The organism is Ruegeria sp. CL5, from assembly GCF_056536485.1.
Window position 1 is genome coordinate 307705 of record NZ_JBQFPS010000004.1, and the last position, 23325, is coordinate 331029.

Here is a 23325-nt window from a genome sequence, read left to right on the forward strand (position 1 = left end):
CCATGGCTCCCATCCTTGATATCAACAAACTCTACAAGAATTACGGCCCTGTCGAAATTCTGAAAGACATAAACATCTCGATTGAACCGGGCGATTTCCTGGTGCTTGTCGGCCCCTCAGGCTGCGGTAAATCCACCCTGCTGAACTGCATCGCGGGGCTGGAGGAGATCACCGGCGGCACATTGTCCATCGGCGGCAACGACATGACTCATGTCAGCCCAAAGGACCGCGACATCGCGATGGTGTTCCAGTCCTACGCTTTGTACCCGACCATGTCGGTCGCCAAGAACATCACCTTCGGCATGAAAGTGCGTGGGGTCGATCAGGCCACTCAGGATGCCAAGCTGAAAGAGGTCGCGTCGCTGCTGCAGATCGAACCGCTGCTCAACCGCCGCCCAAGCCAATTGTCGGGCGGTCAGCGTCAACGGGTCGCAATGGGTCGGGCGCTGGTGCGTGATCCTAAGCTGTTCCTGTTTGACGAACCCCTGTCGAACCTTGATGCCAAGCTGCGGGTCGAGATGCGGACCGAGATCAAGAAGCTACACCAGACGCTGGACGCTTCGATCGTTTACGTGACCCACGACCAAATCGAAGCGATGACGCTGGCGACCAAGATCGTCGTGCTTAAAGGCGGGATCGTGCAGCAGATCGGAACACCGGCCGAGATATACAACAACCCGGCCAACCTTTTCGTAGCGGATTTCATGGGCTCTCCGGCGATGAACCTGATCCCAGCACAGGCATCGAACAATGGTTCGGGGACGCAGATTTCGATCACGCGAGAAACCGGCGATACGCTGGTCTTAACCGATGCGCGCGCACCGGAACTGCCGCAGGATGTCATCCTCGGTCTACGCCCGGAAGACATCGCCGAGGCCGGTTTCCGCGCCGGGGCAGGTGTGCAAGAGGCGGCCTGCATGGTCGATATGGTCGAACCTGCCGGGGCCGACACCTATGTGGTGTCAGAACTGGGGGGCAAGCAGGTCACAGCGCGCCTGCATGCCGAAACCAGCGCGCAGGCGGGCCAGATGTTGAACCTGGCTTTCGACATGAGCAAGGTGTCGTATTTCGCCAAGGAAACCGGTGAACGGCTCAATTGATTCCGTGGATTCAGGCAACGGATCACCACTGTGCCGCCGGTGTTAACCGGCGGCACGCTCGTTTTCGGATATCAGGATCAGCCGGTGTTTTTCAGGTCCTTGATCAGGCGATTTAGGTCACCGCCACGCGCATCCAGCATCGCGCCGATTTCAGTGCGTTCGGTCAGCAGCAGGTTCACGCCTTCGATGAACATGTTGTAGAACTTGCCGCGACCCGATTTGTCCGACACCAGGAAGGTCACCTCGAATGGGGACGAGCCGCGCAGTTTGACTGAGGTTCTGACCTCGTATCCGGTCTTGATCTTACGCGCATTGCGCACGGTTACCTCGCCGCCGATAAACTCGCGGAACCGGCGACCATATTTGCGCGAGATATAGCCCTCGAACGCCTTGGTGAACTGGCGCAGCTGCGCGGATGACGCTGTGCGTGCATCCGCCCCCAACGCATAGCGGGCCATGATCGGCACATCACCGTATTGAACGAAAATCTTCTGAAAATCGCGTAGCATGGCATTTTCGGATTTGCCGGAGTCGATGATACGCGTGATATCGGCCACCACGCTGTTGACCAGTTGCTTGGCCTGCGCTTCGGTCAGCGCAAACGCGGGCAGAGGCAATGCGGCAACTGTCATCCCGGTCAGGGCAGCGGCTACAAATCGGCGTCTGTTCAACAGGTTATTCGGCATAGGGGTCCTCATACGGGTCAAGATAGGGGTCTCTGACAGGGTCGGTCCCGGTGTTGGCGTAGGGATCGTCATACAGACCCAGATAGGCGTCTTCATCATCCCTTGCCAGTTCAAAGCGGCGATTTTGCAAATAGATCGTACGTGCCTGCGCGTAACTATCGGCACTGTCATAAAGAATTGAATCGACCGTATCCGAGAACCGTCCACGATCCCCCATGCGCCGCACAACCTCGGCATAGACACCAATGTTGTCGACCGGACGCACCGGAGAGAAGTTAATTGGGTTCGAGAAAAGATTGAATACGACGCCGACAGCATCACGTGCGGTCGACGGGCCATAGAAAGGAAGTTCCACGTAGGCGCCCTCGCTGACACCCCAAACATGCAAGGTTTCTCCGAAATCAGTGTCGACGGGCGGCAGGTTCAATTCATCCGCCGGAGCGGACAGGCCAAATCCACCCACGGTCGAGTTGATCAGAAAGCGCAGCAACGCGTTGCCCGATTGTTTCAGATTGCCTTGCAACAGATAATCCAGAGCCTGCCCTGGCATGGTCAGGTTTTCAGCAAAGTGATTGAAGCTGGTGACCATCGGATCGGGCACGATCTTCACATAGCCTTTTGAGGCTGGACGGAACAGGAACCGGTCAACGCCCAGATTGAACTTGTGAATGCCACGGTTGGCACCTTCGTAAGGGTCGAAAATCTCACCTCGCGCGGCAGCGTCCTGTGGCTGCGTTGCGCATGCCGACAGAACCGTCATGATGGCGAATATGAATAGGTGCTTCAGGCGAATATAGCTTGGCACTGTCTTCTTTACTCCAAAAATACCCGGTGGTGTGCCGGGCCTTCAATCAATACGGCCATTGCGCTCATGGTGCGCAATTCGTCTCACATAGAGGTTTCGCGCGGAATATGAAACAACGACTCGCGTTTACCTCAGTAGGTGGGAGGTCGTAAAGTGACACGAATTCAACACTTCCTGAACAGGAGAACACCCGCGCAGTTCGCAGGCCTTAAGAAAATTACCGCTTTCCCGCTTTCCGAAACCTGCGTTCCCGGTTAGCGTCCGCGCGGAATCACTGTGAGATGAGGATCAACCACATGAGTATTGCAGCAAAACTGGACAGCTTGGGTGTCAATTTACCGGACGCGCCCGCGCCCGCAGCAAACTACGTTCCGTTCGTGCGCATCGGCAACATCGTCTATGTGTCGGGCCAAATCTCCAAGGCGGACGATCTGATCACAGGCAAGCTGGGCGATGACATGGATATTGAGGCAGGTGCGGCTGCGGCCAAGGTCTGCGCCATCAATCTGCTGGCTCAGGTAAAAGCGGCGTGCGACGGCGATATCGACAAACTGGTGCGGGTGATCAAACTGACTGGTTTCGTGAACTCGACTGCTGATTTCACCGCGCAACCGCAGGTGATCAATGGCGCGTCCGATTTTCTGGTTGAGGCGCTGGGTGAGGCTGGTCGTCACTCGCGCTCAGCCGTCAGCGCGGCGTCGCTGCCGCTAGGCGTCGCGGTCGAAATCGAAGGCATCTTCGAGGTTCAATGACACCTTCGCTGCCCCTTGAGTTTCTGAAGCGCCCGATTGCACATCGGGCGCTGCATGACGTTGCAGACCAGCGGCCCGAGAACAGCCGGTCCGCCATTCGTGCTGCGATCGACGCGGGATATGGCATTGAAATTGATCTGCAGCGCACGCGCGATAACCGTGCGATGGTGTTTCATGACTATGACATGACTCGCCTGACCGGACGCGCGGGACCTATTCAGCAAATCACTGCGGCGCAGGCTCAGGCGCAGCCTCTGCTGCATTCCGACGGTGAGAGTATCCCGTCATTCGAAGAGGTGTTGAACATGGTTGCCGGTCGGGTGCCTCTTCTGATTGAGCTTAAGGATCAGGATGGGGCAATGGGACCTGATATCGGTGCGTTGGAAGCGGATGTAGTAATAGCGCTGAAAGGCTATGTCGGACTGGTCGCACTAATGTCATTCAACCCACACGCGGTTGCCGAACTCGCGCGCCTTGCGCCACACCTACCGCGCGGTCTCGTTACCGGCTCTTACGACCCAAAGGCCGAGCTTTTGCCGCAATCCATTTGCGACCATCTGCGCAATATCCCGGATTTTGACCGTGTTGGGGCCAGTTTCATCAGCCATGAAGCTTCTGATCTTGACCGACCCCGGGTCGCCGAGCTGAAGGAGCAAGGTGTGCCGATCCTGTGCTGGACGGTGCGCTCGCCTGAACAAGAGGCCGAGGCGCGCAGGGTTGCCGATAATGTGACCTTCGAAGGCTATCTGGCCGAATATCCCGCTTGATCCTGCCGCGCGCGATCACAGATAAAGGTGCAGCGCGGAGGGGACATGGATCAGGCACAGATTGAGGTTCGGGTTCTGACATCGCTATCGCAGATAACAGCGGGCGATTGGGACAGTTGCGCCTGTCCTGAGGTTGCTGATGGCGGGCGACCGCATGATCCGTTCACCGCACACCGATTTTTGCTGGCTTTGGAAGAAAGCGGTTCGGTCGGACGCGGCACAGGCTGGCAGCCGCAATATCTGACGGCTTATCTTGATGGAATGCTGATCGGTGCGGCGCCGATGTATGCCAAATCGCATTCGCAGGGTGAGTACATCTTCGATCACAGCTGGGCCCATGCTTATGAAAGTGCAGGCGGGCGATACTATCCGAAACTGCAGATCGCTGCGCCATTTACACCCGCAACAGGCCGACGTTTTCTGGTACGGCCCGGCTATGATGCGGTGGGCATGTCAGCGCTGGTGCAAGGCGCGGTGCAGTTAGCCGCCGAAAATCGCATCTCCTCACTGCACGCCACCTTCTGCACCGAGGCCGAGGCGCTGGCTGGCGAACAGATGGGCCTGATGGTCCGGCATTCGCAGCAGTTTCACTGGCTCAATGATGGATACACCGATTTCGATGGGTTTCTGGCAGCGCTATCTTCGCGCAAACGCAAAAATATCCGGAAAGAACGCGAGCAGGCCTGTGACTTCGGCGGGCAGATTCGTACGATCACAGGCGATGATCTGCGGCCCGAGCACTGGGATGCCTTCTGGCGATTCTACCAGGATACCGGCGCGCGCAAATGGGGATCACCCTACTTGACGCGGCAATTCTTTGATATCGCTCAGGAAACCATGACAGATGACATCGCTCTGGTGCTGGCCGAACGCAACGGATACGCGGTAGCCGGGGCCTTGAATTTCATCGGCCGGGAAACGCTCTATGGCCGCTATTGGGGCTGCGTGGAACACCATCCCTGCCTGCATTTCGAACTGTGCTATTATAGGGCGATCGACTTTGCCATTGCCGAAGGGCTGGCCCGGGTTGAGGCAGGTGCCCAGGGCGAGCACAAGCTAGCGCGCGGTTATATGCCGACCCGCACGCATAGCTTGCACTGGGTCGGTGATCCGGGTTTTGCTGATGCAGTTCAGAAATATCTGGACGCCGAAGCCCACGCAGTGGGAGAAGAGATCGAGATTCTGACGGATTACGGTCCGTTCAGGAAATCGAACCCGGAGGAACAGCAATGACCGAACTTCTGTCGACCGAGACCCGCGGCCCGCTGCTGGACCCGCTGTTCAGAAATGGCTGGACCATGGTTGAAGACCGCGATGCGATCACCAAGACCTTCATCTTCGACAATTTTGTCGCCGCGTTTGGCTGGATGACGCAAGTGGCGATCTGGGCCGAGAAATGGAACCACCACCCCGAATGGTCGAATGTCTACCGCACAGTCGAGGTGGTGCTGTCCACCCATGATGTTGGCGGCCTGTCCGCACAAGACGCCAAGCTGGCGCGCAAGATGGATAGCCTTCTATCGGTCGCCAGCTGACCCTGCACCACCTGCCAGCAACGCAGCGGTTCCTAGTTGTTTGAAATCATCTGGAGAAATGGTTCCTCCGCTGATATCGATATTGGCCGGAATTCTGATCGTGCGGCTGCCGACCGAGCGGACGCTGCGGGTCGACGGGTTGATGTCGAGGCATCGCGTCTCATAACAGGTCAAACCGGCGGTATTGATCTGAATGCGGGTCTGTCCGTCTGGGCCGGTAACAACAGGTGATTGCGGTACATCACAAGCCGCGAGCACCAGAAGCGCGCCGAGGCTGATCCATCTCGTCATCTTACGCCTCCTGATTGAGCATTAGTTTAATTGCCCATTGCCATCCAGATCAGCCGAGGTGAAATCGCTGTCCATCTGGGCGTCGTATTCTGGCCGTGAGATAGCGTTATCTCCATCGCGGTCAACATTCTGAAACTGCTTGATGTCTAGGAACGGTTTAGCTTCATCCAGGCCAAGTGTGCCGTTCTTGTCTTCGTCCATCGCTTGAAACGCATAATCCGAGAACGCGTTGAATTCGTCCCGGGACAGAAACCCATCATTGTTCTTGTCGATATTGTTCAGCTCGGCATCGTGCAGTTCTGCGACACTTTCGGCGCTTGCGGTGCCAGACATCAGAATGACAGCGATGATGATCAATGCTTGTTTAAAATCCAATCTCCTCAGCATGCGTAACGTTCGCCAGACAACCCACCTGCAGCAGCGCCCGCCGCCGTCAGAATGGTTTTGCCCGATCCACCGCCAAATTGATTGCCGATCACTCCGCCGATCAATGCGCCGCCTATGGTGCCGCTCAGACAAGCGATCTCGTGTTGCCGAGCAGCTTGTTGCTGGGGTGTAGGGGCAGGGCCGCACGCGGCTAAGGCGCCGGCGCCACCAAGAATCAAAGTGATTAATTTCAGTCGCATCAATGAACTCCCGGGTTGTATGTCCAAGTATTGGCACATCGGGTCGTTGCATCAAGTTAAATGCGTTTCATGTGGCCCCGGTGATGCCGGGGCCAACCGGGATCAGAAGGTTTCAAGCAGACCTTCGCCAGCCGAAATCTCGCAAACGCCCGGATTCTCTTCGATGTTCAAGGCGATTACCTTTCCGTCATTGACGAACATGGCATAGCGCTTGGACCGTGCCAGAAGACCAACCGGTGGTGCATCGAAATCCATGTCTATCGCCTTGGTGAATTCTGATGCGGCGTCAGCCAGCATGGTCAGTCCTGCGGCAGTTGCTCCAGTGCTTTCACCCCAAGCGCCCATCACGAAGGGATCGTTGACCGAAATACAGATGATCTCATCAACTCCTTTTGCGTCGAATTGGCCTTTTGTCCGCATGAAGCTTGGGACATGCGCGGTCGTGCAGGTCCCGGTAAATGCGCCGGGCACAGCAAAGATCACCACCTTGCGCCCTTTTGTTTTTTCTGAAATCCGCACCTCTTCAGGGCCATCGGCTCCCATCTGAATTAGCGTCGCGTCGGGCAGCATGTCACCTGTTGAGATCATTTATTAAGCTCCTGTCATTTGGATTTGCAGAGTCGGGCTTTGTCGCAATATAGGTTGTCGAAAGAAAGAGACCATCGGAATTCTGCAGGGGAGCACAACATGAGCCATATCGTCGTGATCGGAGCAGGGCAGGCTGGTGCTTCACTCGTGGCGCGGCTACGCAAAGATGGGTTTGAGGGCGACATCACCTTGATTGGTGCCGAGCCGCACCTGCCCTATCAGCGCCCACCTTTGTCCAAGGGTTACCTGTTGGGCGAGATGGAGTTGGAACGCCTGTTCCTTCGACCCGAGAGCTTCTATGCCGAGAATAACATCACCCTGCGACTGGGGCAGCGTGTGACCGGAATTGACCCCAAGGCCAAAACGGTAACGATAGGTGATGACGTGATCGCCTATGACGAGTTGGCACTGACCACAGGCTCTGATCCGCGTCGCCTGCCCGCAGCCGTTGGTGGCGATCTTGAAGGCGTCCATGTGGTGCGCGATCTTGCGCATATCGACGAGATGGAGCCTCGGGTAACCGACGGCGCGCGCGCTTTGATCGTCGGTGGCGGCTATATCGGGCTCGAGGCCGCCGCGGTTTGTGCCAAGCGTGGGGTCAAGGTGACCTTGGTCGAGATGGCAGACCGTATTCTGCAACGTGTCGCCGCGAAAGAGACCAGCGACTATTTCCGTACGCTTCATACGGAATACGGAGCCGACATTCGCGAAGGCGTTGGGCTGGATCGTTTGGTTGGAGAAGATGGTAAGGTGACGGGTGCTATTCTGTCCGATGGCACTGAATTAAAGGTGGATTTCGTCGTGGTGGGGGTCGGAATCGCGCCCTCAACGCAACTGGCTGAAATGGCGGGGTTGGAGCTGGACAACGGCATCAAAACCGATGCCCATGGCCGCACCTCGGACCCGTCGATCTGGGCGGCGGGTGATTGTGCCTCGTTCCCGCATGGTGAGGGCCGCATTCGTCTGGAGAGCGTGCCCAACGCCATCGACCAGGCCGAGATTGTGGCCCAGAACATGCTGGGTGCTGCCAAGGATTATACCGCGACGCCGTGGTTCTGGTCGGATCAGTACGACGTCAAGCTGCAGATTGCGGGCCTAAATACAGGCTATGATCGCGTCGTGACCCGAAAGGGTGAAGGCGCGACGGTGTCCTTCTGGTACTATAAAGGCGATCAGCTGATTGCGGTCGACGCGATGAATGACCCGCGCGCTTATATGGTAGGTAAACGCCTGATCGATGCGGGTAAAACAGCCGATCCGACGGTGGTGGCTGACCCAGAAGCGGAACTGAAACCGCTGCTCAAAGCGTGAGGATCATCGCCGGTAACTTCCGGGGCCGCGCTTTGGCCTCGGTCGGCAAGGGCGATGCTGGAGCACATCTGCGCCCCACCACCGATCGGGTGCGGGAAAGCCTTTTCAACGTCCTGAACCATCAGATCGACATTGATGGTCTGCACGTGTTGGACCTGTTTGCAGGTACTGGTGCGTTGGGGCTTGAAGCGCTGTCGCGCGGAGCGGCCCATGTTACGTTTGTCGATGATGGGCGAATTGCGCAGAGTCTGATCCGCAAGAATATCGATCTGACCGGAAGTCGGGACCAGACCACTCTGATCAGACGTGACGCAACGCGGTTGGGGGAAAACCCAGGCGACGCATGCGATCTGGTCTTTCTTGATCCGCCTTATGGCAAAGACCTGGGTCAAAAGGCGCTGGCGGCGGCCACCAAAGGTGGCTGGCTGGCCCAGGACGCCCTGATCGTGTGGGAGGAAAACGCCCCCATGATTGCTCCAAATGGGTTCACTCTGCATGAGGCGCGAAAATATGGCGACACGTGCATTTCGCTGATGAGGCGAACTGGGGGCTGATATGCATGATCTGGTCATTTTCGATTGCGACGGGGTTCTGGTTGATAGCGAGGTTCTGTCCAATCAGGTCATGATCGACAATCTGGCCCAATATGGTCTGCACCTGACCCTTGCAGAGTGCATGTCTCTTTTCGTCGGTGGTACGATGACTGGTGTCCGAGACAAGGCGCGCGATCTCGGTGCGGATCTGCCTGACGACTGGACCGATCAAATCTACTCGGAAATCTATGAGAGGCTGCGAGCGGGCACTCCTTTGGTTGAAGGCATCCCAGAATTGCTGACGCAATTGGATGCAGCCAGCATTCCTTATTGTGTCGCCTCAAATGGCAGGCCAGAGAAAATGCAGATTACTCTGGGTCAGAACGGTCTGTGGGAGCGGTTCAGCACGGTCATGTTTTCGGCCCATGTGCTGGGCTCAGGTAAACCTGACCCCACCCTGTTCCTGACAGCGGCGCAGCAATTTGGCGCCAAATCGCCGGTCGTGATCGAAGACAGTGAGAACGGCGTCACCGCCGCCATCCGTGCCAATATGCGCTGCCTCGCCTATGTAGCCCACGACGACGGCGCGCGGCTGGCAACGCTGGGGGCCGAGGTCTTCACGGATATGTCACACGTGCCGGGGCTTTTGGGACTCTGACCGAGAAATATGCTAAGGTCGGCCCATGGACCGCGCCATCACACCTCCGTTTTGGGGCTTTTTGACAGACAGCGACGCCACCACCGGGCCGCCGACCAAACCGATGCGCGCGCCGATTTTTATCAACGACGCGGTGATCCCCTGGCGCGATGAGACGTTGTTGCTGAAACTGTTACGCGATCAGGCGACCGATCAGGACGAATAGGTCGGATGATATTTGCCACCCGGTGACAGCGTGAAAATCTCAACCCCATCGGCCGTCACACCCACCGAATGCTCAAACTGCGCCGACAGAGATTTGTCGCGAGTCACGGCAGTCCAGTCATCGGCAAGTGTTTTGGTTTCGGGGCGACCCAGATTGACCATCGGTTCGATGGTGAAGAACATGCCTTCTTCCAAAACCGCGCCTGTACCCGGACGGCCATAGTGCAGGACATTGGGCGGCGCGTGGAAAACACGGCCCAGCCCATGGCCGCAGAAATCGCGGACAACGCTCATCCGGTGCGCCTCGACATAGGCCTGAATGGCATGGCCTATATCCCCGAAGGTATTGCCCGGCTTGACCATATCGATGCCCTTGAACAGCGCATCATGGGTCACCTGAATCAGCCGCTCGGCTTTACGCGGAAGCTTACCAGCCACGTACATACGCGAGGTGTCACCAAACCAGCCATTGACGATCACAGTGACGTCGATATTCAGGATATCGCCATCCTTCAGCTTCTTCTCGCCGGGGATGCCGTGACAGACTACATGGTTCACGCTGATACAACTTGCGTGCTGATAACCTTTATAGCCAATGGTCGCTGATTCTGCGCCCGCATCCTCGACCATCTGAGTGATCAGCCCGTCAATCGCACCAGTGGTCTGACCAACAAAAACATGATCAGCAATATCGTCCAATATCTGCGCAGCCAGCGCCCCTGCCGCATGCATTCCGGCAAAGTCAGTCTGTTCGTAGATACGGATGCCATCCTTGGTCAGACGGCCACGATGTTCTTTCATCGGTGCGAGACTCCAAATATTTCACGCAGCACTTCTTTTACGCTGCTTGTGCAGAAAGTACCAGAGGGTGCAGTTTTCAACCAGTAAATAGGGCTGAGTAATTTATGTACTAGCCCATGTGCCATCGCCGGGCGGGTTCGACCCAGACGCCTTCGGGTGTGATCCGCGTACCAACGATAAAACGCTCAACCCCTATCGCGGACTCAAATGCCGCCGCATAAGCCGGATCGATATCCGCAGCCAGAGCGAACCTGTCACAGTCGGAGCGCTGCACCAGATAGAGCATGATTGCCCGGTGCCCCTGCGCCGCCATGGCCGCCAACTCCCCCAAATGCTTGGTGCCGCGCGTTGTAACGCTGTCGGGAAACTCGGCCAGACCGGGCTGGCGCGATAGGGTGACGCTTTTGACCTCGACATAAGCATCGGGTAGGCCCGGCCCAGTCAGCAGGAAATCGATGCGGCTGTTTTCACCGTATTTGACCTCGGGGCGGACGGTTTCATAGGCCGACAGTTCGGGGATTTCACGTGCCTCGAGCGCCGCCCGAAGCGCCTTGTTTGGGACTGATGTGTCGACCCCAGTGAAATGCCCGTTCTCATGATCGACCAGCCGCCAGCCGTATTTCAGTTTTTTCTTGGGATCGTCGTTGGGCTCCAGCCAGATTTTCTCACCCGGTTCCGCCAGACCCAACATTGAGCCGGGATTGGCGCAATGGGCTGTCACCTCACGCCCGTCTTCCAACCTGCAATCGGCCAGAAAGCGTTTGTAGCGGCGGATCAGGCGGGCGGGGACAAGGGGGGTTTCAAATCGCATGGCCAAGGGCCTATACCTGCCCTAACGGTCGATCAAGAGGGAGGGCGCGCCATGGCCAATCCAACCGCTGCAATGTTGGTGATCGGGGATGAGATCCTCTCGGGCCGCACCCGCGATGCCAATATGCACTATCTGGCCGGAGAGCTGACCAAACACGGCATCGATCTGAAAGAGGTGCGCATCGTCAGCGATGATGCGCGCGCGATCGAAGCGGCAGTCGGGGCGCTGTCCCAGGCCCATGACCATGTGTTCACCAGCGGCGGCATCGGTCCGACCCATGACGATATCACCGCCGATTGTATCGCCCGCGCTTTTGGCGTGCATATCGATGTTCGTGACGACGCGCGGGCGCTGCTTGAGGCGCATTACGACAAATCCGGGCTGGAGCTGAACGCAGCCCGCCTGCGGATGGCGCGTATCCCGGACGGGGCGGAATTGATCGACAACCCGGTCTCAACCGCGCCCGGTTTTACCATCGCGAACGTCCATGTCATGGCCGGGGTGCCTTTGGTTTTTCAGGCCATGGTGGCAAGCGTCCTACCGTTGCTCACCGGCGGCAGCCCGCTTTTGTCGCAGACCCTCCGCGTGGATCGGGGTGAGGGCGATATTGCGGCGACCCTGGCCGCACTGGCCAAGGATTTCGACGATCTGGCGATCGGTTGCTATCCGTTCCAAACCAATGGTGTGTTCGGGGCAAATGTGGTCGTCCGTGGCGTCGATGGCGGGCGCATCGATGCCGCCATGACCCGCCTCGCGAAAGAGATCGAGCTTTGAGCCCCGATTGGGCCGCCATCGTTGACGGCACATGGCCTGCTGCAGGCTATCAAATGCAAGGCCCATTTCGGCTGCGACAAGGGCAGGGCGGAGGGTCGCGCGTATCCGCCGCCAGCCGGATCGGAGAGGTAACCTGCGCCGATATCGAAGCAGCTGAAAGCGCCATGCAGGCGATGGGCCAAAAGCGCATATTTTGTCTGCGCCCGGGGGATGAGGCGCTGGACGCTCAGCTTGCTGAACGCGGCTACGACATCCTTGATCCGGTCAATATCTACTCCTGCCCGGCGCAGCAGTTGACCGATATCCCGATCCCGCGCGTGACCGTGTTCAACATCTGGGAACCGCTGGCCATCATGCGCGAGATCTGGGCGCAGGGCGGTATCGGCCCCGAGCGGATTGCCATCATGTACCGGGCACCGGGCCCAAAGACCGGCCTTTTGTTGCGCCACAGCGATCAACCCGCAGGAACCGGCTTTGTGGCTATTCATGAAGGTATTGCGATGGTGCACGCGCTGGAAATCCTGCCGGATCACCGCCGCAAGGGGTTGGGCCAGTGGGCCATGCGCGCCGCGGCCTTTTGGGCGCTGGACAATGGCGCGCAGACCCTTAGCGTGATCTGTACCAAGGCGAACGCGGGGGCCAATGGCCTCTACCACTCGCTGGGGATGAAGATCGTCGGAGAATACCACTATCGCCAGCGCATCTGAGGAGAGCGATTTGACCAAACCGGACATGCCCACTGCCCTGGATCTGCCAATGGTGGACCCACTACCGTCAGAGACGCAGAAATACTTTGATATCTGTGTCGACAAACTGGGAATGGTGCCGAATGTCCTGCGCGCCTATGCCTTCGATATCGACAAACTAAACGCCTTCACTTCGATGTATAATGACCTGATGCTGGCCGACAGCGGGCTGACCAAGCTGGAACGTGAGATGATCGCGGTCGTCGTGTCCTCGATCAACAAGTGTTTCTATTGCCTCGTAGCCCATGGTGCGGCGGTGCGGCAGCTTTCGGGTGACCCGCAACTGGGCGAGATGCTGGTCATGAACTACCGTGTCGCCAAGCTGGATGCACGCCAACGTGCGATGCTGGATTTCGCCGCCAAGATGACCACCGCCAGCACCACAATAGAAGAGCCCGATCGCCAGCTTTTGCGCGATACCGGATTCTCGGACCGCGACATCTGGGATATCGCCAACGTCACCGGTTTCTTCAACATGACCAACCGCGTGGCCAGTGCCACTGCGATGGTCCCGAACCCCGAGTATCACGCCCAGTTCCGATGATCCGAACCCTGTGCATCTGTATTGCTTTGCTAGCCGCGCCTGCCTTGGCGCAGGAGTTGAATTTTCCTGCGGGTACCCGGCAGATATCTGACCGCACCAGCGCGCTGGACAGCTATGACGTGCCGACCGGCGTGTTTGCCGATGGCTCGGTTCCGTCGCGGACCGTCGAAGGGCGCGTTGAGCGATTGACATGGCGGCTTCAGGCTGGGTCCAGCACAACGCTGCAAATCCTTGCGCCCCTGCGGGACCAGCTTCAGGCGCAGGGTTTCGAGATCGCGTTTGAATGCGAGGCACGCAATTGTGGCGGGTTCGATTTCCGCTTTGGCACCGAGGTGGTGCCGACACCCGACATGTATGTGGCGATCCACGATTACCGCTTTCTGTCCGCGACCCGCGGCGACGAGGTGCTGAGCCTGCTGGTCAGCCGTAACCCGCCAGATGGCTATGTGCAGATGATCCGGGTGACTCCGCTGGGCACGCAACCCGCGCCGCCATTGGTGATCGAAGATACCGTTGAAGGCTCGGCCGGGTTGCTCAGCGATCTCAGCGGCACCGGTCACGTCATTCTCGATGATCTGCACTTTCGCACCGGCGAAGTCGCGCTGGGCGAAGGGCCATTTACCTCGCTAGCGCTGCTTGCGGGCTATCTGGCCGACAATCCATCGACCCGCTTGGCGCTGGTCGGACACACGGATGATACCGGCGCCCTGTCGGCCAATATTGCGGTCAGTACCAAACGGGCCGAAGCCGTGCGCGCGCGCCTGATCGAAGCGCATGGCGTTGCCGCCGACCGGATCGAGGCGCAGGGTGTGGGCTATCTTGCGCCCATCACCTCGAACGCCACGCCCGAGGGCCGAGATATCAATCGCCGGGTCGAGGCGGTGTTGTTGGTCAACTGACGGGCGCGGGCATCGTAGCTGCCCTGCGCACCTCTTGCCCTGATGCCGCACCCTGATGCACACTTGCAGATGAACGGGGCATCTGCCTTGCCGTCGGACCTGTTGGCAGGCAGTCCCACCCGCCACCATGCATAGGGAGGAGTGCGTCATGGCATCCAGGACCGACGATTCCACACCGCCGGATAACATGGCCCCACAACAAGCCATGCCCGAGGTCAACAGGCTAACAGCTGCAGATATCACCGCGTCGCTTAAGGCCGGGTTTTCCGACTTCCTTGCGCGCCCGGTCATGAGCGGCTTTTTTGGCCTGTTCTATGCGGTATTCGGCATCCTGTTCGTCTGGTGCCTAGTCTGGCTTGGCAAAATCTGGATGATCATTCCTGCGGCGGTAGGCTTTCCGCTGGTCGCGCCCTTCGCAGCCGCGGGGCTCTATGAGATGTCCCGTCGCTTGCAAAAAGGGGAAAGCTTCGGGTGGTCCGACATCCTCACCGTCATGGCCAATCAACGCAAACGCGAACTGGGCTGGATGGCCTTCGTCACCCTGTTCATATTCTGGGTCTGGACCTATCAAATCCGCCTTTGGCTGGCGATCACTCTGCAAAAAGCGTCATTTTCCGATTTTGAGGGGTTCTTGAACATCGTGCTTTTCACGCCGCAGGGCTGGACCTTCCTTGCGATTGGCACCTGCGTCGGGGCGTTTCTGTCGGCTGTGCTGTTCTCGGTAACCGTTATCGCCATGCCGATGCTGCTGGATCGTGAAACCAATTTCGTCTCTGCCATGCTTACCTCGGTTCGCGCCGTCTCCGAGAATCCGGTGGTGATGCTCGGCTGGGCTGCGATCATCTCGGTCACCATGCTGATATCGCTGGTACCTGCGTTTTTGGGACTTGTCTTTACGCTGCCGATCCTGGGTCACACCACATGGCACCTGTATCAGCGGGCTGTATCACCTGCTGAGGTTTGACCGGCAGATTCAGATCGAACGAGCGACAAAAAAAGACCCGCACTGATCAGCGCGGGTCATTTAGGTTCCACAGGGAGAATTCTACCAATCCATCGGACCTTTTTCAGCGAAGGATGCGACCAGAAAATCGATGAAAGCACGCACCTTGGGCTGGGTGAACCGGCCCGGCGGATAAACTGCGTAAACGCCTTGCACCTCGTCCGGAAGCGAAGGCATCGCATCCACCACCTCGCCCGATTTCAGCGCGTCGGCATAGAGATAGCTTGGCAGATGTGCGATCCCAAGGCCTGAGATTGCGGCGTTCAACAGCGACTGCCCGTCATTTACGCTTAACCAACCAGCGGTGCGCACCTGACGTTTTTCGCCCGACGGCGCGGTCAGTTTCCAGACGCTGCCCGAGGACTGGCTCGAATAGTGCAGTAGCTTGTGTTCATTCAGGTCGTCGATCTTTTGCGGGCGCCCAAACTGCTCGATATAGCTGGGCGCTACGACCATGCGTTTTACGGTTTCAGTCAGTTTGCGGGCGCGCAAGGTGCTGTCTTCCAGTTCCCCAATGCGCACGGCCACGTCAAAGCCTTCCGAGATCAGTTCGACGTAACGGTTGTTCAGCACCATGTTCACGGTGATATCGGGATAGGCAGACAGGAATTCCGAAAGCACAGGTGACAGGTGATTGACACCGAAATCTGTCGCCACACTGATCCGCAGAAGACCAGAAGGGTCGGATTGCATCGAGGTTACAAGCGCATCTGCCTCGCCCGCATCGTTGAGCACGCGCCGGGCGCGATCATAATAGGCCAGTCCAATCTCGGTCGGTGAAACCCGGCGTGTGGTGCGGTTTAGCAGTCGCGCACCCAGCCGCGCCTCAAGGCTCGACACGTGTTTGGACACGGCTGATTTGGAGATACCCATTTTTTTGGCCGCGTCGGTGAAACCACCCTGGTCCACCACGTTGGAAAAGGCCTCCATTTCGGTCAGTCGATCCATTCTCGTTCCCCAGGTCTTCTGTTCGTTGTCTCTTTATCGCGATCAATCTGGGCGAGAACTGGGCAGACATGAGATAATATCAGGGTTTTGATAGGGATCGTTTGCGACTGGGAAACGCCGAAGTTGTCGTGCTGTAATTCCAAACACCCAACACAAATAACCGATATCTGGACTTTTTCTCTATCGTGCTATGGTGAGGATGGCATTTTTGTGACCATGGAGGAGATCATGAAAGCCCTATTTGCTGCTGCCGCTCTGTGCCTGTCCGCAACTCTCGCGTCGGCCGGAGGAGAAACGCCGTCAAACCCTGATGCCAGGGTTTATTTCGCAAATCTGACTGACGGAGACACCGTACAATCACCCGTCACGATCGTGTTTGGCCTAAGTGGCATGGGTGTCGCTCCTGCCGGAACCGAAAAGGAGAACACGGGCCACCATCACCTTCTGGTTGATCGTCCTCCGTTGGGGCAGGGTGAAGACGGCGCGGATGAACTGGCCTATGGGCTGCCCGCAGATGACAATCACATCCACTTTGGCGGCGGCCAGACCGAGGTCACGCTGGAATTGAGCCCGGGGGAACACACTTTGCAGCTTGTGTTGGGTGATGCGGGTCATGTGCCCCACGCGACGCCAATCGTTTCAGAGGTGATTACAATCACTGTAGAGTAGTGGTTAAGCGCTGAATTGTGCGTCGAACTCAGTTTCTCCTGTTCGGGTAAAGCGGATGATGCGGCTGTCAGGTATACGCACCAGCCAGCCGATCTCTTCCATGCGGGTCAGCATGGCGCGGCCAAGCTTACCGGCCAAATGCGTTTCTCGTTCGCTCCAGTCTAGACAGGGGCGGCAAAGCGGTGCGCGGCTGCGGCTGAGCCCTTCCAGATCGATGCCAAAGCCGGTGCAGAATTGAGTGCCCTCTTTGGTCAGGTGAACCGCGTCCTCCGTTGCCTCAAGATACCCTTGTTTCTGCATTGCGGTGAACATCTGCACCCCACGGCTGCCCGCAAGATGGTTGTAGCAAACCCGCGCTGACCGCATTTCCGCATCTTTTGGTCCGGTCTGCGTCCGCAGATGGCCGCGCCCTGCAGCCAGCCCCATAAGGTTTTCCAGCACATGCGCTACATCTTCTCCGGACAGTCCGTAATATTTGTGCCGTCCCTGTCCACGCACCCGGACCAGGCTGCCTGCAAGCAGCTTTTTCAGGTGTGAGCTTGCGGTTTGGGGGCTGATCCCGGCCTCACGCGCCAGTTCGCCAGCCGTCAGCGCTTTGCCTGACATCAGTGCTGTTAACATATTGGCACGCGCAGGATCGCCAATCAGCGCCGCGATCTGTGCAATATCCGGTCCGTCTCGCATGCTTCGACCATAGTCGAAACATAAGCCGCATCCAAGAGGTTATTCTTTGCCAATCATCAACTGGAGGCATCTATGCTCACTTGTATAATCCAATACCAGATCGATCCGACGAAAAAAGAGCAGTTTCAGACCTATGCGCGCAATTGGGGACAGGCGATTCCGCGATGCGGGGCTGATCTGGTCGGATATTTCGCACCGCATGAGGGGTCATCGACCTTAGCCTATGGAATCTACAACATTCCCAGTCTTGCTGAATATGAGTCCTACCGCGCTCGTCTGTCGGCTGATCCACTTGGGCAGGAGAACTACGCATTTGCGCAACAAGAAGGCTTTATACTACGGGAGGATCGAACTTGGCTCAGATGTGTCTCAGCGCCGTATGATAGAACGTAACGAACTACGCCTTTTCTTCCTGCCTCGCGTCCTTCGGAATACTCGGTTCGACAAAGGACAGAATCGCCACAACCGCAAGCAGGCTACCGGCCGAAATGGCAGCGACCGCCCATACGATTTCATTCATGTGGGCAATCGCAGCCAAAGCCGCTGAGATGGCGACGACGGCAACCCGCACCAGCGTTTGTGAGATCGCTTGCGCCGCGATCCGTTGGGATTTTGGGGCGACGTCCATAAAATAAAGCCCACGAGCACTGCCCAGCCCGGTGACGGCTACAGTTACGATAAACAGCGACACGGCATGCAGATGCACGTTGTGATCAAATCCCCAACGATGGATCGCTACCAACCCTATCCCTGTAAGGGCAACCATCGACGCCCCGGCCACCATGACGACTCGATTGGAATAACTGCTGAGCGCCCTCCAAAGGGGCGACGCCACCAACAATGCGGCTGCCGACGATACAACAAGCGCTGTCAGACCCTGCGACGAGCTGTGGTGCGCCTCTGCCGCCAGCAATGCGTAGAAGGGAACTGACAGGCCGGTCAGAACAAAAGCAAGCCGGATCAGAACATATTTCTGAAACCAGCGTTCTTTCAGTAGCGCTTTGGCCTTTTGCCAATATGCCTTCATCGCCTCCGAACGTGTGTTGGCGGACGACGCGGTGCTCGAGGTCTGATCCGGCGATTTCTCTTGCAGAGTCATCATGAATACGGCTGAGAAAACGAAGCAGGTGGCACCAAGTCCGACTACTGTGCTGTGTCGTGTCAGTGCGGGGGCATCCTGAAATAGCTGATGCAGCAACAGTACAATGGCAATCGTTGCAGCGCCTCCAAGCGCCTTCTGCGTATAACTAATTCGCATCCTGTCTTTTGAGGTCAGATTGTCGCTGATGAAATCGATGATCATCAGGCTCTTGATCTCTCCCAAGACACCGATGACGAATATCCCAACAACAAATGCTGCAATGGTTACCGGTCTACTGCCATAGGTAACGGCGAAAATGACAATCAGAAAACATATAGCAACCGCCAGATCAGCCCGGGCGATGGCTGACTTCTTTTGGGGAAGTCGGGCGATCGACTGTGCAAAGAACATATCCGCAAGCGTGCCCGCCGCGTGCCGAATGGTCACCAAAAGGCCAGCCAAAAAGACGGGCAGGTCCAGTGACACCGCAAGAAAAGTCAATACGATCGCCGGGCTGGCCATGGACCAGGCCATGACGGACAGCGCACCTTGGCCGGCTATAATCGGCAGGTTGCTGCGGCGCGGTACGAACGGCTCCTGACTCATAGTCCCGTTTCAAACAACGTGTGTTGATCGTGCCAACTTCACGATAAACGGGAGACTATAGCAAGGATTGGCAACCGGATTGGCGCCAATCCGATGCAATTTAGAAAGTTGCCGCCAGCCGCGTCCCCTGATTGATTGCGCGCTTTGCGTCCAACTCGGCGGCCAAATCTGCACCACCGATCACATGAGGTGTTATCCCGCGTTCAATTAGCTCATCTGCCAGTGAACGGTCCGAGACCTGACCCGCGCACAGTACGATCGTATCCACCGGGATCACAGTCGGGTCTTCGTGGGCTTCGCCAAAGCTCACGTGCAGGCCGTCATCATCGATGCGCTCGTAATTCACGCCGCCTACGAAATTAACGTCTTTCATCTTTAGGGTCGCACGGTGAATCCAACCCGTTGTCTTGCCGAGCCCCTTGCCGTGACGCTTTGCTTTGCGTTGCAGCAACGTGACCTGCCGCGCGGGCGCCTCAGGCTGCGGACCTTCGGGTGCCAGTCCCGAGCGATGTTCGGCCGGGTCAGTGACGCCCCATTCCTTCATCCAAAGAGGCAGGTCCGTGGTCGGGCTGTGGCCATCTTCCAGCAAGAATTCGGAGACGTCGAACCCGATGCCTCCGGCCCCGATCACAGCAACCGATTTGCCGATCTCGGCCTTGTCGCGTAGCACGTCGATATAGCTGAGCACATTGTCTTGCTCTTGTCCGGGGATCTGCGGATCGCGCGGGGTGACACCGGTGGCGATGACCACTTCATCGTAACTGGTGAGATCATCCGCGCTGACTTCGCGGTTCAGTTCGACCGTCACACCCAGATCGTCCATCATGGTGCGGTACCAGTCGACCAGTCCCCAGAACTCTTCTTTCCCCGGCACCTGTTTGGCCATGTTTAATTGTCCGCCAATCTCGGCGGCGCGATCAAACAGGGTTACGTCATGGCCGCGCTGGGCGGCAGTCATCGCGGTCGACAAACCGGCAGGTCCCGCGCCGACAATGGCCACGGTCTTGCGTACCGCGGACTTGCCGATCACCAGTTCGGTTTCATGACAGGCACGCGGATTGACCAGGCACGAGGTCAGCTTGCCGCTGAAGGTATGATCCAGGCAAGCTTGATTGCAGGCGATGCAGGGGGCGATCTTCGCTGCTTCACCGGCGATCGCTTTGTTCACGAAATCCGCATCGGCCAACATCGGACGGGCCATAGACACCATGTCAGCGCAGCCGGTGGCTAAAACCTCTTCGGCCACTTCAGGCGTATTGATCCGGTTCGAGGTGATCACCGGGATGCCAACTTTGCCCATCAGTTTCTTTGTGACCCACGCAAAGGCCGCACGGGGTACGCTGGTGGCAATCGTTGGAATTCGCGCCTCGTGCCAGCCGATCCCAGTGTTGATGATTGTCGCCCCGGCCTGCTCAATCCGCTGCGCAAGTTCAACGACTTCGTCATGGGTCGACCCATTGGGCACCAGATCAATCATCGACAGGCGATAGATGATGATGAAATCGGTCCCCACGGCTTCGCGCGTGCGGCGTACCACTTCGATTGGCAGGCGCATCCGATTTTCATAGGACCCACCCCAGCGGTCGGTGCGCTTGTTGGTGTGGGTCACGAGGAACTGGTTCAGGAAATACCCCTCGGACCCCATGATCTCGACCCCGTCATAGCCCGCCTTCTGGGCCAGAACAGCGGCGTTGACGATATCGCTGATCTGCTTTTCGATGCCCTCTTCGTCCAGTTCATGCGGCGGAAACGGAGAGATTGGAGATTTCACCGGGCTGGGGGCGACGCATTTCGGCCCATAGGCGTACCGCCCCGCATGCAGAATCTGCATTGCGATCTTACCACCCGCCTCATGCACGCGTTTGGTCACGATGGAGTGGTTTGCCACTTCTGTCTCATTGGTCATCATCGAGGCTCCGGGTAGGACCGAGCCCTCTAGGTTTGGGCCAATTCCACCCGTCACCATCAAGGCCACACCGCCACGCGCGCGATCCGCGTAAAACTCGGCGACACGGTTCCAGTCGCCAGTCTCTTCCAGCCCGGTATGCATCGAGCCCATCAGCACGCGGTTCTTCAGCGTGGTAAAGCCCAAATCCAGCGGGGCCAGCATGTTTGGGTACGCAGTCATGGCAAACTCTCCCTCCCGACTTTGTCCGTCAGATTGACCTTCGCGTCACCGTTGTCACGCGAAACCTAACGTCATTCCCTTTGCGTTTTCCGCAGTGCTTGCTACAGACGCTTCAAAGCATCTTCATGAGGCCAAGCATGACCCCCGACCAAATCGCCAAACTGCCTTATCGCTCCTGCGTGGGGTTGATGTTGATGAATGCAGAGGGCAAGATCTTTGTCGGTCAGCGCAATGACCGCCACAAAGACGCGTGGCAGATGCCCCAAGGCGGAGTGGACAAGGATGAAGACCCGCGCGATGCGGCGTTGCGCGAGCTGTGGGAAGAAACCGGCGTGACTTCTGATTTAGTCGAAATCATCGCCGAGACCGACGGCTGGCTGCCCTATGACTTGCCGCATGACATTGTGCCCAAAATCTGGAAGGGCCGGTATCGCGGGCAGGAGCAGAAATGGTACCTGATGCGGTTTCTGGGGCGGGATGATCAGATCAACATCTCAACTGAGCACCCGGAATTCACCCACTGGAAGTGGCAGACACCGTCACGGCTCGTTGATGAAATCGTACCCTTCAAACGAGACGTGTATGCGCGTGTGGTCGAGGTCTTTCGAGGACATTTGCCTGAGATTTGACCGCAGTTCACTTCATTGAGTGCATGTCGGTTTGCAGACAGTCAATCTCTCAAAGCGGAGCGGTACCGAAGGGTCTGAAGAATGGCCGATATGCGGAACAAAGCAGACTTTGTCATCCGCAACAACTATCGCCATTCTGGATCGGCGGGCAAGGCACCGTGGCATAGGAGCAGTAGACACAACAGTCCCCTTCCAACGGCTTCAAGACCGCTGCGCAAGACTTGCATTCATAGAACCACTGGCAAGCATCCGTCGGCATTATTTCGGTTTCGCTGTGACCGCATTTCGGGCACGTTAGGGTGCTTTCAAGCACTACAGTTTGCTCTGTCATTGTCTCACATCTGCATTATCAGGTAGTCGTTGATCCGGGCCTCGTTAAAGACGACGACCCAAGCTAACGCGGTGATTGCGGTCGTCCCCGAAAGCCACCATTTCAACTTTGTTAGGGAACCGCGCTGATAAGATACAAGCCACGATATAGCGACAAGCACCGTCGAAATCGCCAATACGTAGTTGCTTGCCGCCGCGATCTTTCCGAAAATGGCAAGCCAACTGCCTCCTAGTCCCATCAACATCATTGTCATGGGCAATACACAGCAAGTCGCGACGCCGAGTGCTGACAGTGATCCCAGATAACTAACGCTAAGGTACTTCTGCATTTCTTTCCCTTGACTAGTTGGAGTTGTCGAAGTGTCAGCCGCTTGTATAACTTCTGTAGACGCTACAGGATCAAGACGGGAAAACTCACATGTTTGCGATTGGGGAAGCATCCCGGCAAAGCGGTGTCGGCATTGAAACGATCCGCTACTACGAACGCGAAGGGATCGTGCCCAAACCAGAACGGGCACCTAATAACCGGCGGATGTACTCCGCGCACGATGTTGGAAGGCTTCGTTTCCTGAAGAAATGCCGTGATTTGGGCTTTCCACTAGCCGATACAAAAACGCTTCTCAGCCTGTCCGAAGGCGACGGAGAGGATTGCCGATCCGTAAAAGAGCTGGCTGAGCTTCATATCTTCAATGTGCGGGAAAAGATAAACGAACTGAAGCGATTGGAAGCGGCGCTGAACGAACTCACAGCCAACTGCGACAGCGGGAATGTCTCTTGCCCGATGCTCTCAAAACTGCGCACCGACTAGTGTAACTT

32 protein-coding genes are annotated in these 23325 nt (G+C 57.4%); 18 read left to right on the forward strand and 14 right to left on the reverse strand.

Annotated elements, in window-relative coordinates:
- The first annotated feature begins 2 nt into the window (after positions 1 to 2).
- The gene (locus ACR0IU_RS09445; protein WP_010438520.1) at positions 3 to 1100 is read left to right on the forward strand and encodes an ABC transporter ATP-binding protein; all 1098 of its coding nucleotides are present in this window, start codon (positions 3 to 5) and stop codon (positions 1098 to 1100) included.
- A gap of 77 nt (positions 1101 to 1177) precedes the next feature.
- Here ACR0IU_RS09445 and ACR0IU_RS09450 read toward each other — a convergent pair whose 3' ends face one another.
- Positions 1178 to 1786 (reverse strand): MlaC/ttg2D family ABC transporter substrate-binding protein, encoded by a 609-nt coding sequence (locus ACR0IU_RS09450; protein ID WP_170541913.1) that lies wholly within the window; start codon positions 1784 to 1786, stop codon positions 1178 to 1180.
- Positions 1776 to 2591 carry an MlaA family lipoprotein gene (locus tag ACR0IU_RS09455; RefSeq protein ID WP_010438526.1) on the reverse strand — a complete coding sequence of 272 codons (816 nt, stop codon included), beginning with the start codon at positions 2589 to 2591 and terminating at the stop codon, positions 1776 to 1778. Before ACR0IU_RS09455 ends, ACR0IU_RS09450 begins: the two co-directional genes overlap by 11 nt.
- 296 nt (positions 2592 to 2887) lie before the next feature.
- Here ACR0IU_RS09455 and ACR0IU_RS09460 point away from each other — a divergent pair, with 296 nt between their 5' ends.
- From ACR0IU_RS09460 to ACR0IU_RS09475, 4 genes are read left to right on the forward strand one after another with little or no spacing between them, the layout of a single operon-like run.
- Positions 2888 to 3343 (forward strand): RidA family protein, encoded by a 456-nt coding sequence (locus ACR0IU_RS09460; protein WP_010438528.1) that lies wholly within the window; start codon positions 2888 to 2890, stop codon positions 3341 to 3343.
- On the forward strand, positions 3340 to 4110 hold the full coding sequence (locus ACR0IU_RS09465) for a glycerophosphodiester phosphodiesterase family protein (RefSeq protein WP_480716065.1): 771 nt from the start codon (positions 3340 to 3342) through the stop codon (positions 4108 to 4110). Before ACR0IU_RS09460 ends, ACR0IU_RS09465 begins: the two co-directional genes overlap by 4 nt.
- Before the next feature lie 45 nt (positions 4111 to 4155).
- The gene (locus ACR0IU_RS09470) at positions 4156 to 5343 is read left to right on the forward strand and encodes a GNAT family N-acetyltransferase (protein ID WP_480716066.1); all 1188 of its coding nucleotides are present in this window, start codon (positions 4156 to 4158) and stop codon (positions 5341 to 5343) included.
- Positions 5340 to 5645: a 4a-hydroxytetrahydrobiopterin dehydratase gene (locus tag ACR0IU_RS09475; protein WP_170471617.1), complete on the forward strand. Its 306-nt coding sequence runs from the start codon at positions 5340 to 5342 to the stop codon at positions 5643 to 5645. Before ACR0IU_RS09470 ends, ACR0IU_RS09475 begins: the two co-directional genes overlap by 4 nt.
- Here the strand turns inward: ACR0IU_RS09475 and ACR0IU_RS09480 are convergent.
- The 4 genes from ACR0IU_RS09480 to ACR0IU_RS09495 all read right to left on the reverse strand — a co-directional run bounded on the left by ACR0IU_RS09480 (position 5628) and on the right by ACR0IU_RS09495 (position 7150).
- A complete protein-coding gene (locus ACR0IU_RS09480) occupies positions 5628 to 5936 on the reverse strand; it encodes a hypothetical protein (RefSeq protein ID WP_170471619.1) in 309 nt (102 codons plus the stop codon). The two genes, ACR0IU_RS09475 and ACR0IU_RS09480, sit on opposite strands and share 18 nt — an antisense overlap.
- Before the next feature lie 21 nt (positions 5937 to 5957).
- Complete coding sequence (locus ACR0IU_RS09485) at positions 5958 to 6323, reverse strand: EF-hand domain-containing protein (protein WP_480716067.1); 366 nt, start codon at positions 6321 to 6323, stop codon at positions 5958 to 5960.
- A complete protein-coding gene (locus ACR0IU_RS09490) occupies positions 6317 to 6562 on the reverse strand; it encodes a glycine zipper 2TM domain-containing protein (RefSeq protein WP_010438542.1) in 246 nt (81 codons plus the stop codon). The genes ACR0IU_RS09485 and ACR0IU_RS09490 overlap by 7 nt, the downstream gene beginning before the upstream one ends.
- Positions 6563 to 6664: 102 nt before the next feature.
- Entirely contained in the window at positions 6665 to 7150 is a 486-nt protein-coding gene (locus ACR0IU_RS09495) for a peroxiredoxin (RefSeq protein WP_170541899.1), read from the reverse strand.
- A gap of 99 nt (positions 7151 to 7249) precedes the next feature.
- Between ACR0IU_RS09495 and ACR0IU_RS09500 the strand changes: the two genes are divergently transcribed.
- From ACR0IU_RS09500 to ACR0IU_RS09515, 4 genes are read left to right on the forward strand one after another with little or no spacing between them, the layout of a single operon-like run.
- Positions 7250 to 8461 (forward strand): NAD(P)/FAD-dependent oxidoreductase, encoded by a 1212-nt coding sequence (locus tag ACR0IU_RS09500; RefSeq protein ID WP_480716068.1) that lies wholly within the window; start codon positions 7250 to 7252, stop codon positions 8459 to 8461.
- Positions 8458 to 9015, forward strand: a complete 558-nt coding sequence (rsmD, locus tag ACR0IU_RS09505) for a 16S rRNA (guanine(966)-N(2))-methyltransferase RsmD (RefSeq protein WP_480716069.1) — start codon at positions 8458 to 8460, stop codon at positions 9013 to 9015. The genes ACR0IU_RS09500 and rsmD overlap by 4 nt, the downstream gene beginning before the upstream one ends.
- 1 nt (position 9016) lies before the next feature.
- Positions 9017 to 9652: an HAD family hydrolase gene (locus ACR0IU_RS09510; RefSeq protein ID WP_480716070.1), complete on the forward strand. Its 636-nt coding sequence runs from the start codon at positions 9017 to 9019 to the stop codon at positions 9650 to 9652.
- Positions 9653 to 9677: 25 nt separating this feature from the next.
- The gene (locus ACR0IU_RS09515) at positions 9678 to 9857 is read left to right on the forward strand and encodes a hypothetical protein (RefSeq protein WP_480716071.1); all 180 of its coding nucleotides are present in this window, start codon (positions 9678 to 9680) and stop codon (positions 9855 to 9857) included.
- Here the strand turns inward: ACR0IU_RS09515 and map are convergent.
- Both map and sfsA read right to left on the reverse strand, forming a co-directional pair.
- On the reverse strand, positions 9845 to 10657 hold the full coding sequence (map, locus tag ACR0IU_RS09520) for a type I methionyl aminopeptidase (protein ID WP_480716072.1): 813 nt from the start codon (positions 10655 to 10657) through the stop codon (positions 9845 to 9847). The genes ACR0IU_RS09515 and map overlap by 13 nt on opposite strands.
- A gap of 109 nt (positions 10658 to 10766) precedes the next feature.
- Entirely contained in the window at positions 10767 to 11468 is a 702-nt protein-coding gene (gene sfsA, locus ACR0IU_RS09525; RefSeq protein WP_480716073.1) for a DNA/RNA nuclease SfsA, read from the reverse strand.
- Positions 11469 to 11519: 51 nt separating this feature from the next.
- Here sfsA and ACR0IU_RS09530 point away from each other — a divergent pair, with 51 nt between their 5' ends.
- The 5 genes from ACR0IU_RS09530 to ACR0IU_RS09550 all read left to right on the forward strand — a co-directional run bounded on the left by ACR0IU_RS09530 (position 11520) and on the right by ACR0IU_RS09550 (position 15395).
- On the forward strand, positions 11520 to 12242 hold the full coding sequence (locus ACR0IU_RS09530) for a competence/damage-inducible protein A (protein ID WP_480716074.1): 723 nt from the start codon (positions 11520 to 11522) through the stop codon (positions 12240 to 12242).
- Positions 12239 to 12949: a GNAT family N-acetyltransferase gene (locus ACR0IU_RS09535; RefSeq protein WP_480716075.1), complete on the forward strand. Its 711-nt coding sequence runs from the start codon at positions 12239 to 12241 to the stop codon at positions 12947 to 12949. Before ACR0IU_RS09530 ends, ACR0IU_RS09535 begins: the two co-directional genes overlap by 4 nt.
- 10 nt (positions 12950 to 12959) lie before the next feature.
- Positions 12960 to 13532, forward strand: a complete 573-nt coding sequence (locus tag ACR0IU_RS09540) for a peroxidase-related enzyme (protein WP_480716076.1) — start codon at positions 12960 to 12962, stop codon at positions 13530 to 13532.
- Entirely contained in the window at positions 13529 to 14431 is a 903-nt protein-coding gene (locus tag ACR0IU_RS09545) for an OmpA family protein (protein WP_480716077.1), read from the forward strand. The genes ACR0IU_RS09540 and ACR0IU_RS09545 overlap by 4 nt, the downstream gene beginning before the upstream one ends.
- Positions 14432 to 14579: 148 nt before the next feature.
- Positions 14580 to 15395, forward strand: a complete 816-nt coding sequence (locus ACR0IU_RS09550; protein ID WP_480716078.1) for a DUF2189 domain-containing protein — start codon at positions 14580 to 14582, stop codon at positions 15393 to 15395.
- An 81-nt stretch (positions 15396 to 15476) separates the two neighbouring features.
- Here the strand turns inward: ACR0IU_RS09550 and ACR0IU_RS09555 are convergent, their stop codons facing one another.
- The gene (locus ACR0IU_RS09555; RefSeq protein WP_010438570.1) at positions 15477 to 16382 is read right to left on the reverse strand and encodes a LysR family transcriptional regulator; all 906 of its coding nucleotides are present in this window, start codon (positions 16380 to 16382) and stop codon (positions 15477 to 15479) included.
- A 228-nt stretch (positions 16383 to 16610) separates the two neighbouring features.
- Between ACR0IU_RS09555 and ACR0IU_RS09560 the strand changes: the two genes are divergently transcribed.
- Positions 16611 to 17051, forward strand: a complete 441-nt coding sequence (locus ACR0IU_RS09560; protein ID WP_260023377.1) for a DUF4399 domain-containing protein — start codon at positions 16611 to 16613, stop codon at positions 17049 to 17051.
- A gap of 3 nt (positions 17052 to 17054) precedes the next feature.
- On the opposite strand, the gene ACR0IU_RS09565 is transcribed toward ACR0IU_RS09560, so the two are convergent.
- Positions 17055 to 17735 carry an ArsR/SmtB family transcription factor gene (locus ACR0IU_RS09565; protein WP_480716079.1) on the reverse strand — a complete coding sequence of 227 codons (681 nt, stop codon included), beginning with the start codon at positions 17733 to 17735 and terminating at the stop codon, positions 17055 to 17057.
- A 72-nt stretch (positions 17736 to 17807) separates the two neighbouring features.
- Between ACR0IU_RS09565 and ACR0IU_RS09570 the strand changes: the two genes are divergently transcribed.
- On the forward strand, positions 17808 to 18128 hold the full coding sequence (locus ACR0IU_RS09570; RefSeq protein WP_480716080.1) for an NIPSNAP family protein: 321 nt from the start codon (positions 17808 to 17810) through the stop codon (positions 18126 to 18128).
- Between the two features lie 4 nt (positions 18129 to 18132).
- On the opposite strand, the gene ACR0IU_RS09575 is transcribed toward ACR0IU_RS09570, so the two are convergent.
- Positions 18133 to 19422, reverse strand: coding sequence for an MFS transporter (locus tag ACR0IU_RS09575; protein WP_480716081.1), 1290 nt, complete (start codon positions 19420 to 19422; stop codon positions 18133 to 18135).
- A 100-nt stretch (positions 19423 to 19522) separates the two neighbouring features.
- Positions 19523 to 21550: a 2,4-dienoyl-CoA reductase FMN-binding domain-containing protein gene (locus ACR0IU_RS09580; RefSeq protein WP_480716082.1), complete on the reverse strand. Its 2028-nt coding sequence runs from the start codon at positions 21548 to 21550 to the stop codon at positions 19523 to 19525.
- Positions 21551 to 21687: 137 nt separating this feature from the next.
- Between ACR0IU_RS09580 and ACR0IU_RS09585 the strand changes: the two genes are divergently transcribed.
- Positions 21688 to 22179 (forward strand): RNA pyrophosphohydrolase, encoded by a 492-nt coding sequence (locus ACR0IU_RS09585; protein ID WP_480716083.1) that lies wholly within the window; start codon positions 21688 to 21690, stop codon positions 22177 to 22179.
- A gap of 112 nt (positions 22180 to 22291) precedes the next feature.
- On the opposite strand, the gene ACR0IU_RS09590 is transcribed toward ACR0IU_RS09585, so the two are convergent.
- Positions 22292 to 22510, reverse strand: a complete 219-nt coding sequence (locus ACR0IU_RS09590; RefSeq protein ID WP_083828990.1) for a GDCCVxC domain-containing (seleno)protein — start codon at positions 22508 to 22510, stop codon at positions 22292 to 22294.
- Between the two features lie 4 nt (positions 22511 to 22514).
- Positions 22515 to 22838: a hypothetical protein gene (locus ACR0IU_RS09595; protein WP_010438581.1), complete on the reverse strand. Its 324-nt coding sequence runs from the start codon at positions 22836 to 22838 to the stop codon at positions 22515 to 22517.
- 89 nt (positions 22839 to 22927) lie between these two features.
- Here ACR0IU_RS09595 and ACR0IU_RS09600 point away from each other — a divergent pair, with 89 nt between their 5' ends.
- Positions 22928 to 23317 (forward strand): MerR family transcriptional regulator, encoded by a 390-nt coding sequence (locus tag ACR0IU_RS09600; protein WP_010438583.1) that lies wholly within the window; start codon positions 22928 to 22930, stop codon positions 23315 to 23317.
- Positions 23318 to 23325 lie beyond the last annotated feature (8 nt).

Excerpts from the sequence above, each read along its gene's own strand:
- ACR0IU_RS09445 (WP_010438520.1), top strand. The coding sequence starts at position 3 with ATGGCTCCCATCCTTGATATCAACAAACTCTACAAGAATTACGGCCCT.
- ACR0IU_RS09450 (WP_170541913.1), bottom strand. The coding sequence starts at position 1,786 with ATGCCGAATAACCTGTTGAACAGACGCCGATTTGTAGCCGCTGCCCTG.
- ACR0IU_RS09460 (WP_010438528.1), top strand. The coding sequence starts at position 2,888 with ATGAGTATTGCAGCAAAACTGGACAGCTTGGGTGTCAATTTACCGGAC.
- ACR0IU_RS09465 (WP_480716065.1), top strand. The coding sequence starts at position 3,340 with ATGACACCTTCGCTGCCCCTTGAGTTTCTGAAGCGCCCGATTGCACAT.
- ACR0IU_RS09470 (WP_480716066.1), top strand. The coding sequence starts at position 4,156 with ATGGATCAGGCACAGATTGAGGTTCGGGTTCTGACATCGCTATCGCAG.
- ACR0IU_RS09475 (WP_170471617.1), top strand. The coding sequence starts at position 5,340 with ATGACCGAACTTCTGTCGACCGAGACCCGCGGCCCGCTGCTGGACCCG.
- ACR0IU_RS09480 (WP_170471619.1), bottom strand. The coding sequence starts at position 5,936 with ATGACGAGATGGATCAGCCTCGGCGCGCTTCTGGTGCTCGCGGCTTGT.
- ACR0IU_RS09485 (WP_480716067.1), bottom strand. The coding sequence starts at position 6,323 with ATGCTGAGGAGATTGGATTTTAAACAAGCATTGATCATCATCGCTGTC.
- ACR0IU_RS09490 (WP_010438542.1), bottom strand. The coding sequence starts at position 6,562 with ATGCGACTGAAATTAATCACTTTGATTCTTGGTGGCGCCGGCGCCTTA.
- ACR0IU_RS09495 (WP_170541899.1), bottom strand. The coding sequence starts at position 7,150 with ATGATCTCAACAGGTGACATGCTGCCCGACGCGACGCTAATTCAGATG.
- ACR0IU_RS09500 (WP_480716068.1), top strand. The coding sequence starts at position 7,250 with ATGAGCCATATCGTCGTGATCGGAGCAGGGCAGGCTGGTGCTTCACTC.
- ACR0IU_RS09510 (WP_480716070.1), top strand. The coding sequence starts at position 9,017 with ATGCATGATCTGGTCATTTTCGATTGCGACGGGGTTCTGGTTGATAGC.
- ACR0IU_RS09515 (WP_480716071.1), top strand. The coding sequence starts at position 9,678 with ATGGACCGCGCCATCACACCTCCGTTTTGGGGCTTTTTGACAGACAGC.
- map (WP_480716072.1), bottom strand. The coding sequence starts at position 10,657 with ATGAAAGAACATCGTGGCCGTCTGACCAAGGATGGCATCCGTATCTAC.
- sfsA (WP_480716073.1), bottom strand. The coding sequence starts at position 11,468 with ATGCGATTTGAAACCCCCCTTGTCCCCGCCCGCCTGATCCGCCGCTAC.
- ACR0IU_RS09530 (WP_480716074.1), top strand. The coding sequence starts at position 11,520 with ATGGCCAATCCAACCGCTGCAATGTTGGTGATCGGGGATGAGATCCTC.
- ACR0IU_RS09545 (WP_480716077.1), top strand. The coding sequence starts at position 13,529 with ATGATCCGAACCCTGTGCATCTGTATTGCTTTGCTAGCCGCGCCTGCC.
- ACR0IU_RS09550 (WP_480716078.1), top strand. The coding sequence starts at position 14,580 with ATGGCATCCAGGACCGACGATTCCACACCGCCGGATAACATGGCCCCA.
- ACR0IU_RS09555 (WP_010438570.1), bottom strand. The coding sequence starts at position 16,382 with ATGGATCGACTGACCGAAATGGAGGCCTTTTCCAACGTGGTGGACCAG.
- ACR0IU_RS09560 (WP_260023377.1), top strand. The coding sequence starts at position 16,611 with ATGAAAGCCCTATTTGCTGCTGCCGCTCTGTGCCTGTCCGCAACTCTC.
- ACR0IU_RS09565 (WP_480716079.1), bottom strand. The coding sequence starts at position 17,735 with ATGCGAGACGGACCGGATATTGCACAGATCGCGGCGCTGATTGGCGAT.
- ACR0IU_RS09570 (WP_480716080.1), top strand. The coding sequence starts at position 17,808 with ATGCTCACTTGTATAATCCAATACCAGATCGATCCGACGAAAAAAGAG.
- ACR0IU_RS09575 (WP_480716081.1), bottom strand. The coding sequence starts at position 19,422 with ATGAGTCAGGAGCCGTTCGTACCGCGCCGCAGCAACCTGCCGATTATA.
- ACR0IU_RS09580 (WP_480716082.1), bottom strand. The coding sequence starts at position 21,550 with ATGACTGCGTACCCAAACATGCTGGCCCCGCTGGATTTGGGCTTTACC.
- ACR0IU_RS09585 (WP_480716083.1), top strand. The coding sequence starts at position 21,688 with ATGACCCCCGACCAAATCGCCAAACTGCCTTATCGCTCCTGCGTGGGG.
- ACR0IU_RS09590 (WP_083828990.1), bottom strand. The coding sequence starts at position 22,510 with ATGACAGAGCAAACTGTAGTGCTTGAAAGCACCCTAACGTGCCCGAAA.
- ACR0IU_RS09595 (WP_010438581.1), bottom strand. The coding sequence starts at position 22,838 with ATGCAGAAGTACCTTAGCGTTAGTTATCTGGGATCACTGTCAGCACTC.
- ACR0IU_RS09600 (WP_010438583.1), top strand. The coding sequence starts at position 22,928 with ATGTTTGCGATTGGGGAAGCATCCCGGCAAAGCGGTGTCGGCATTGAA.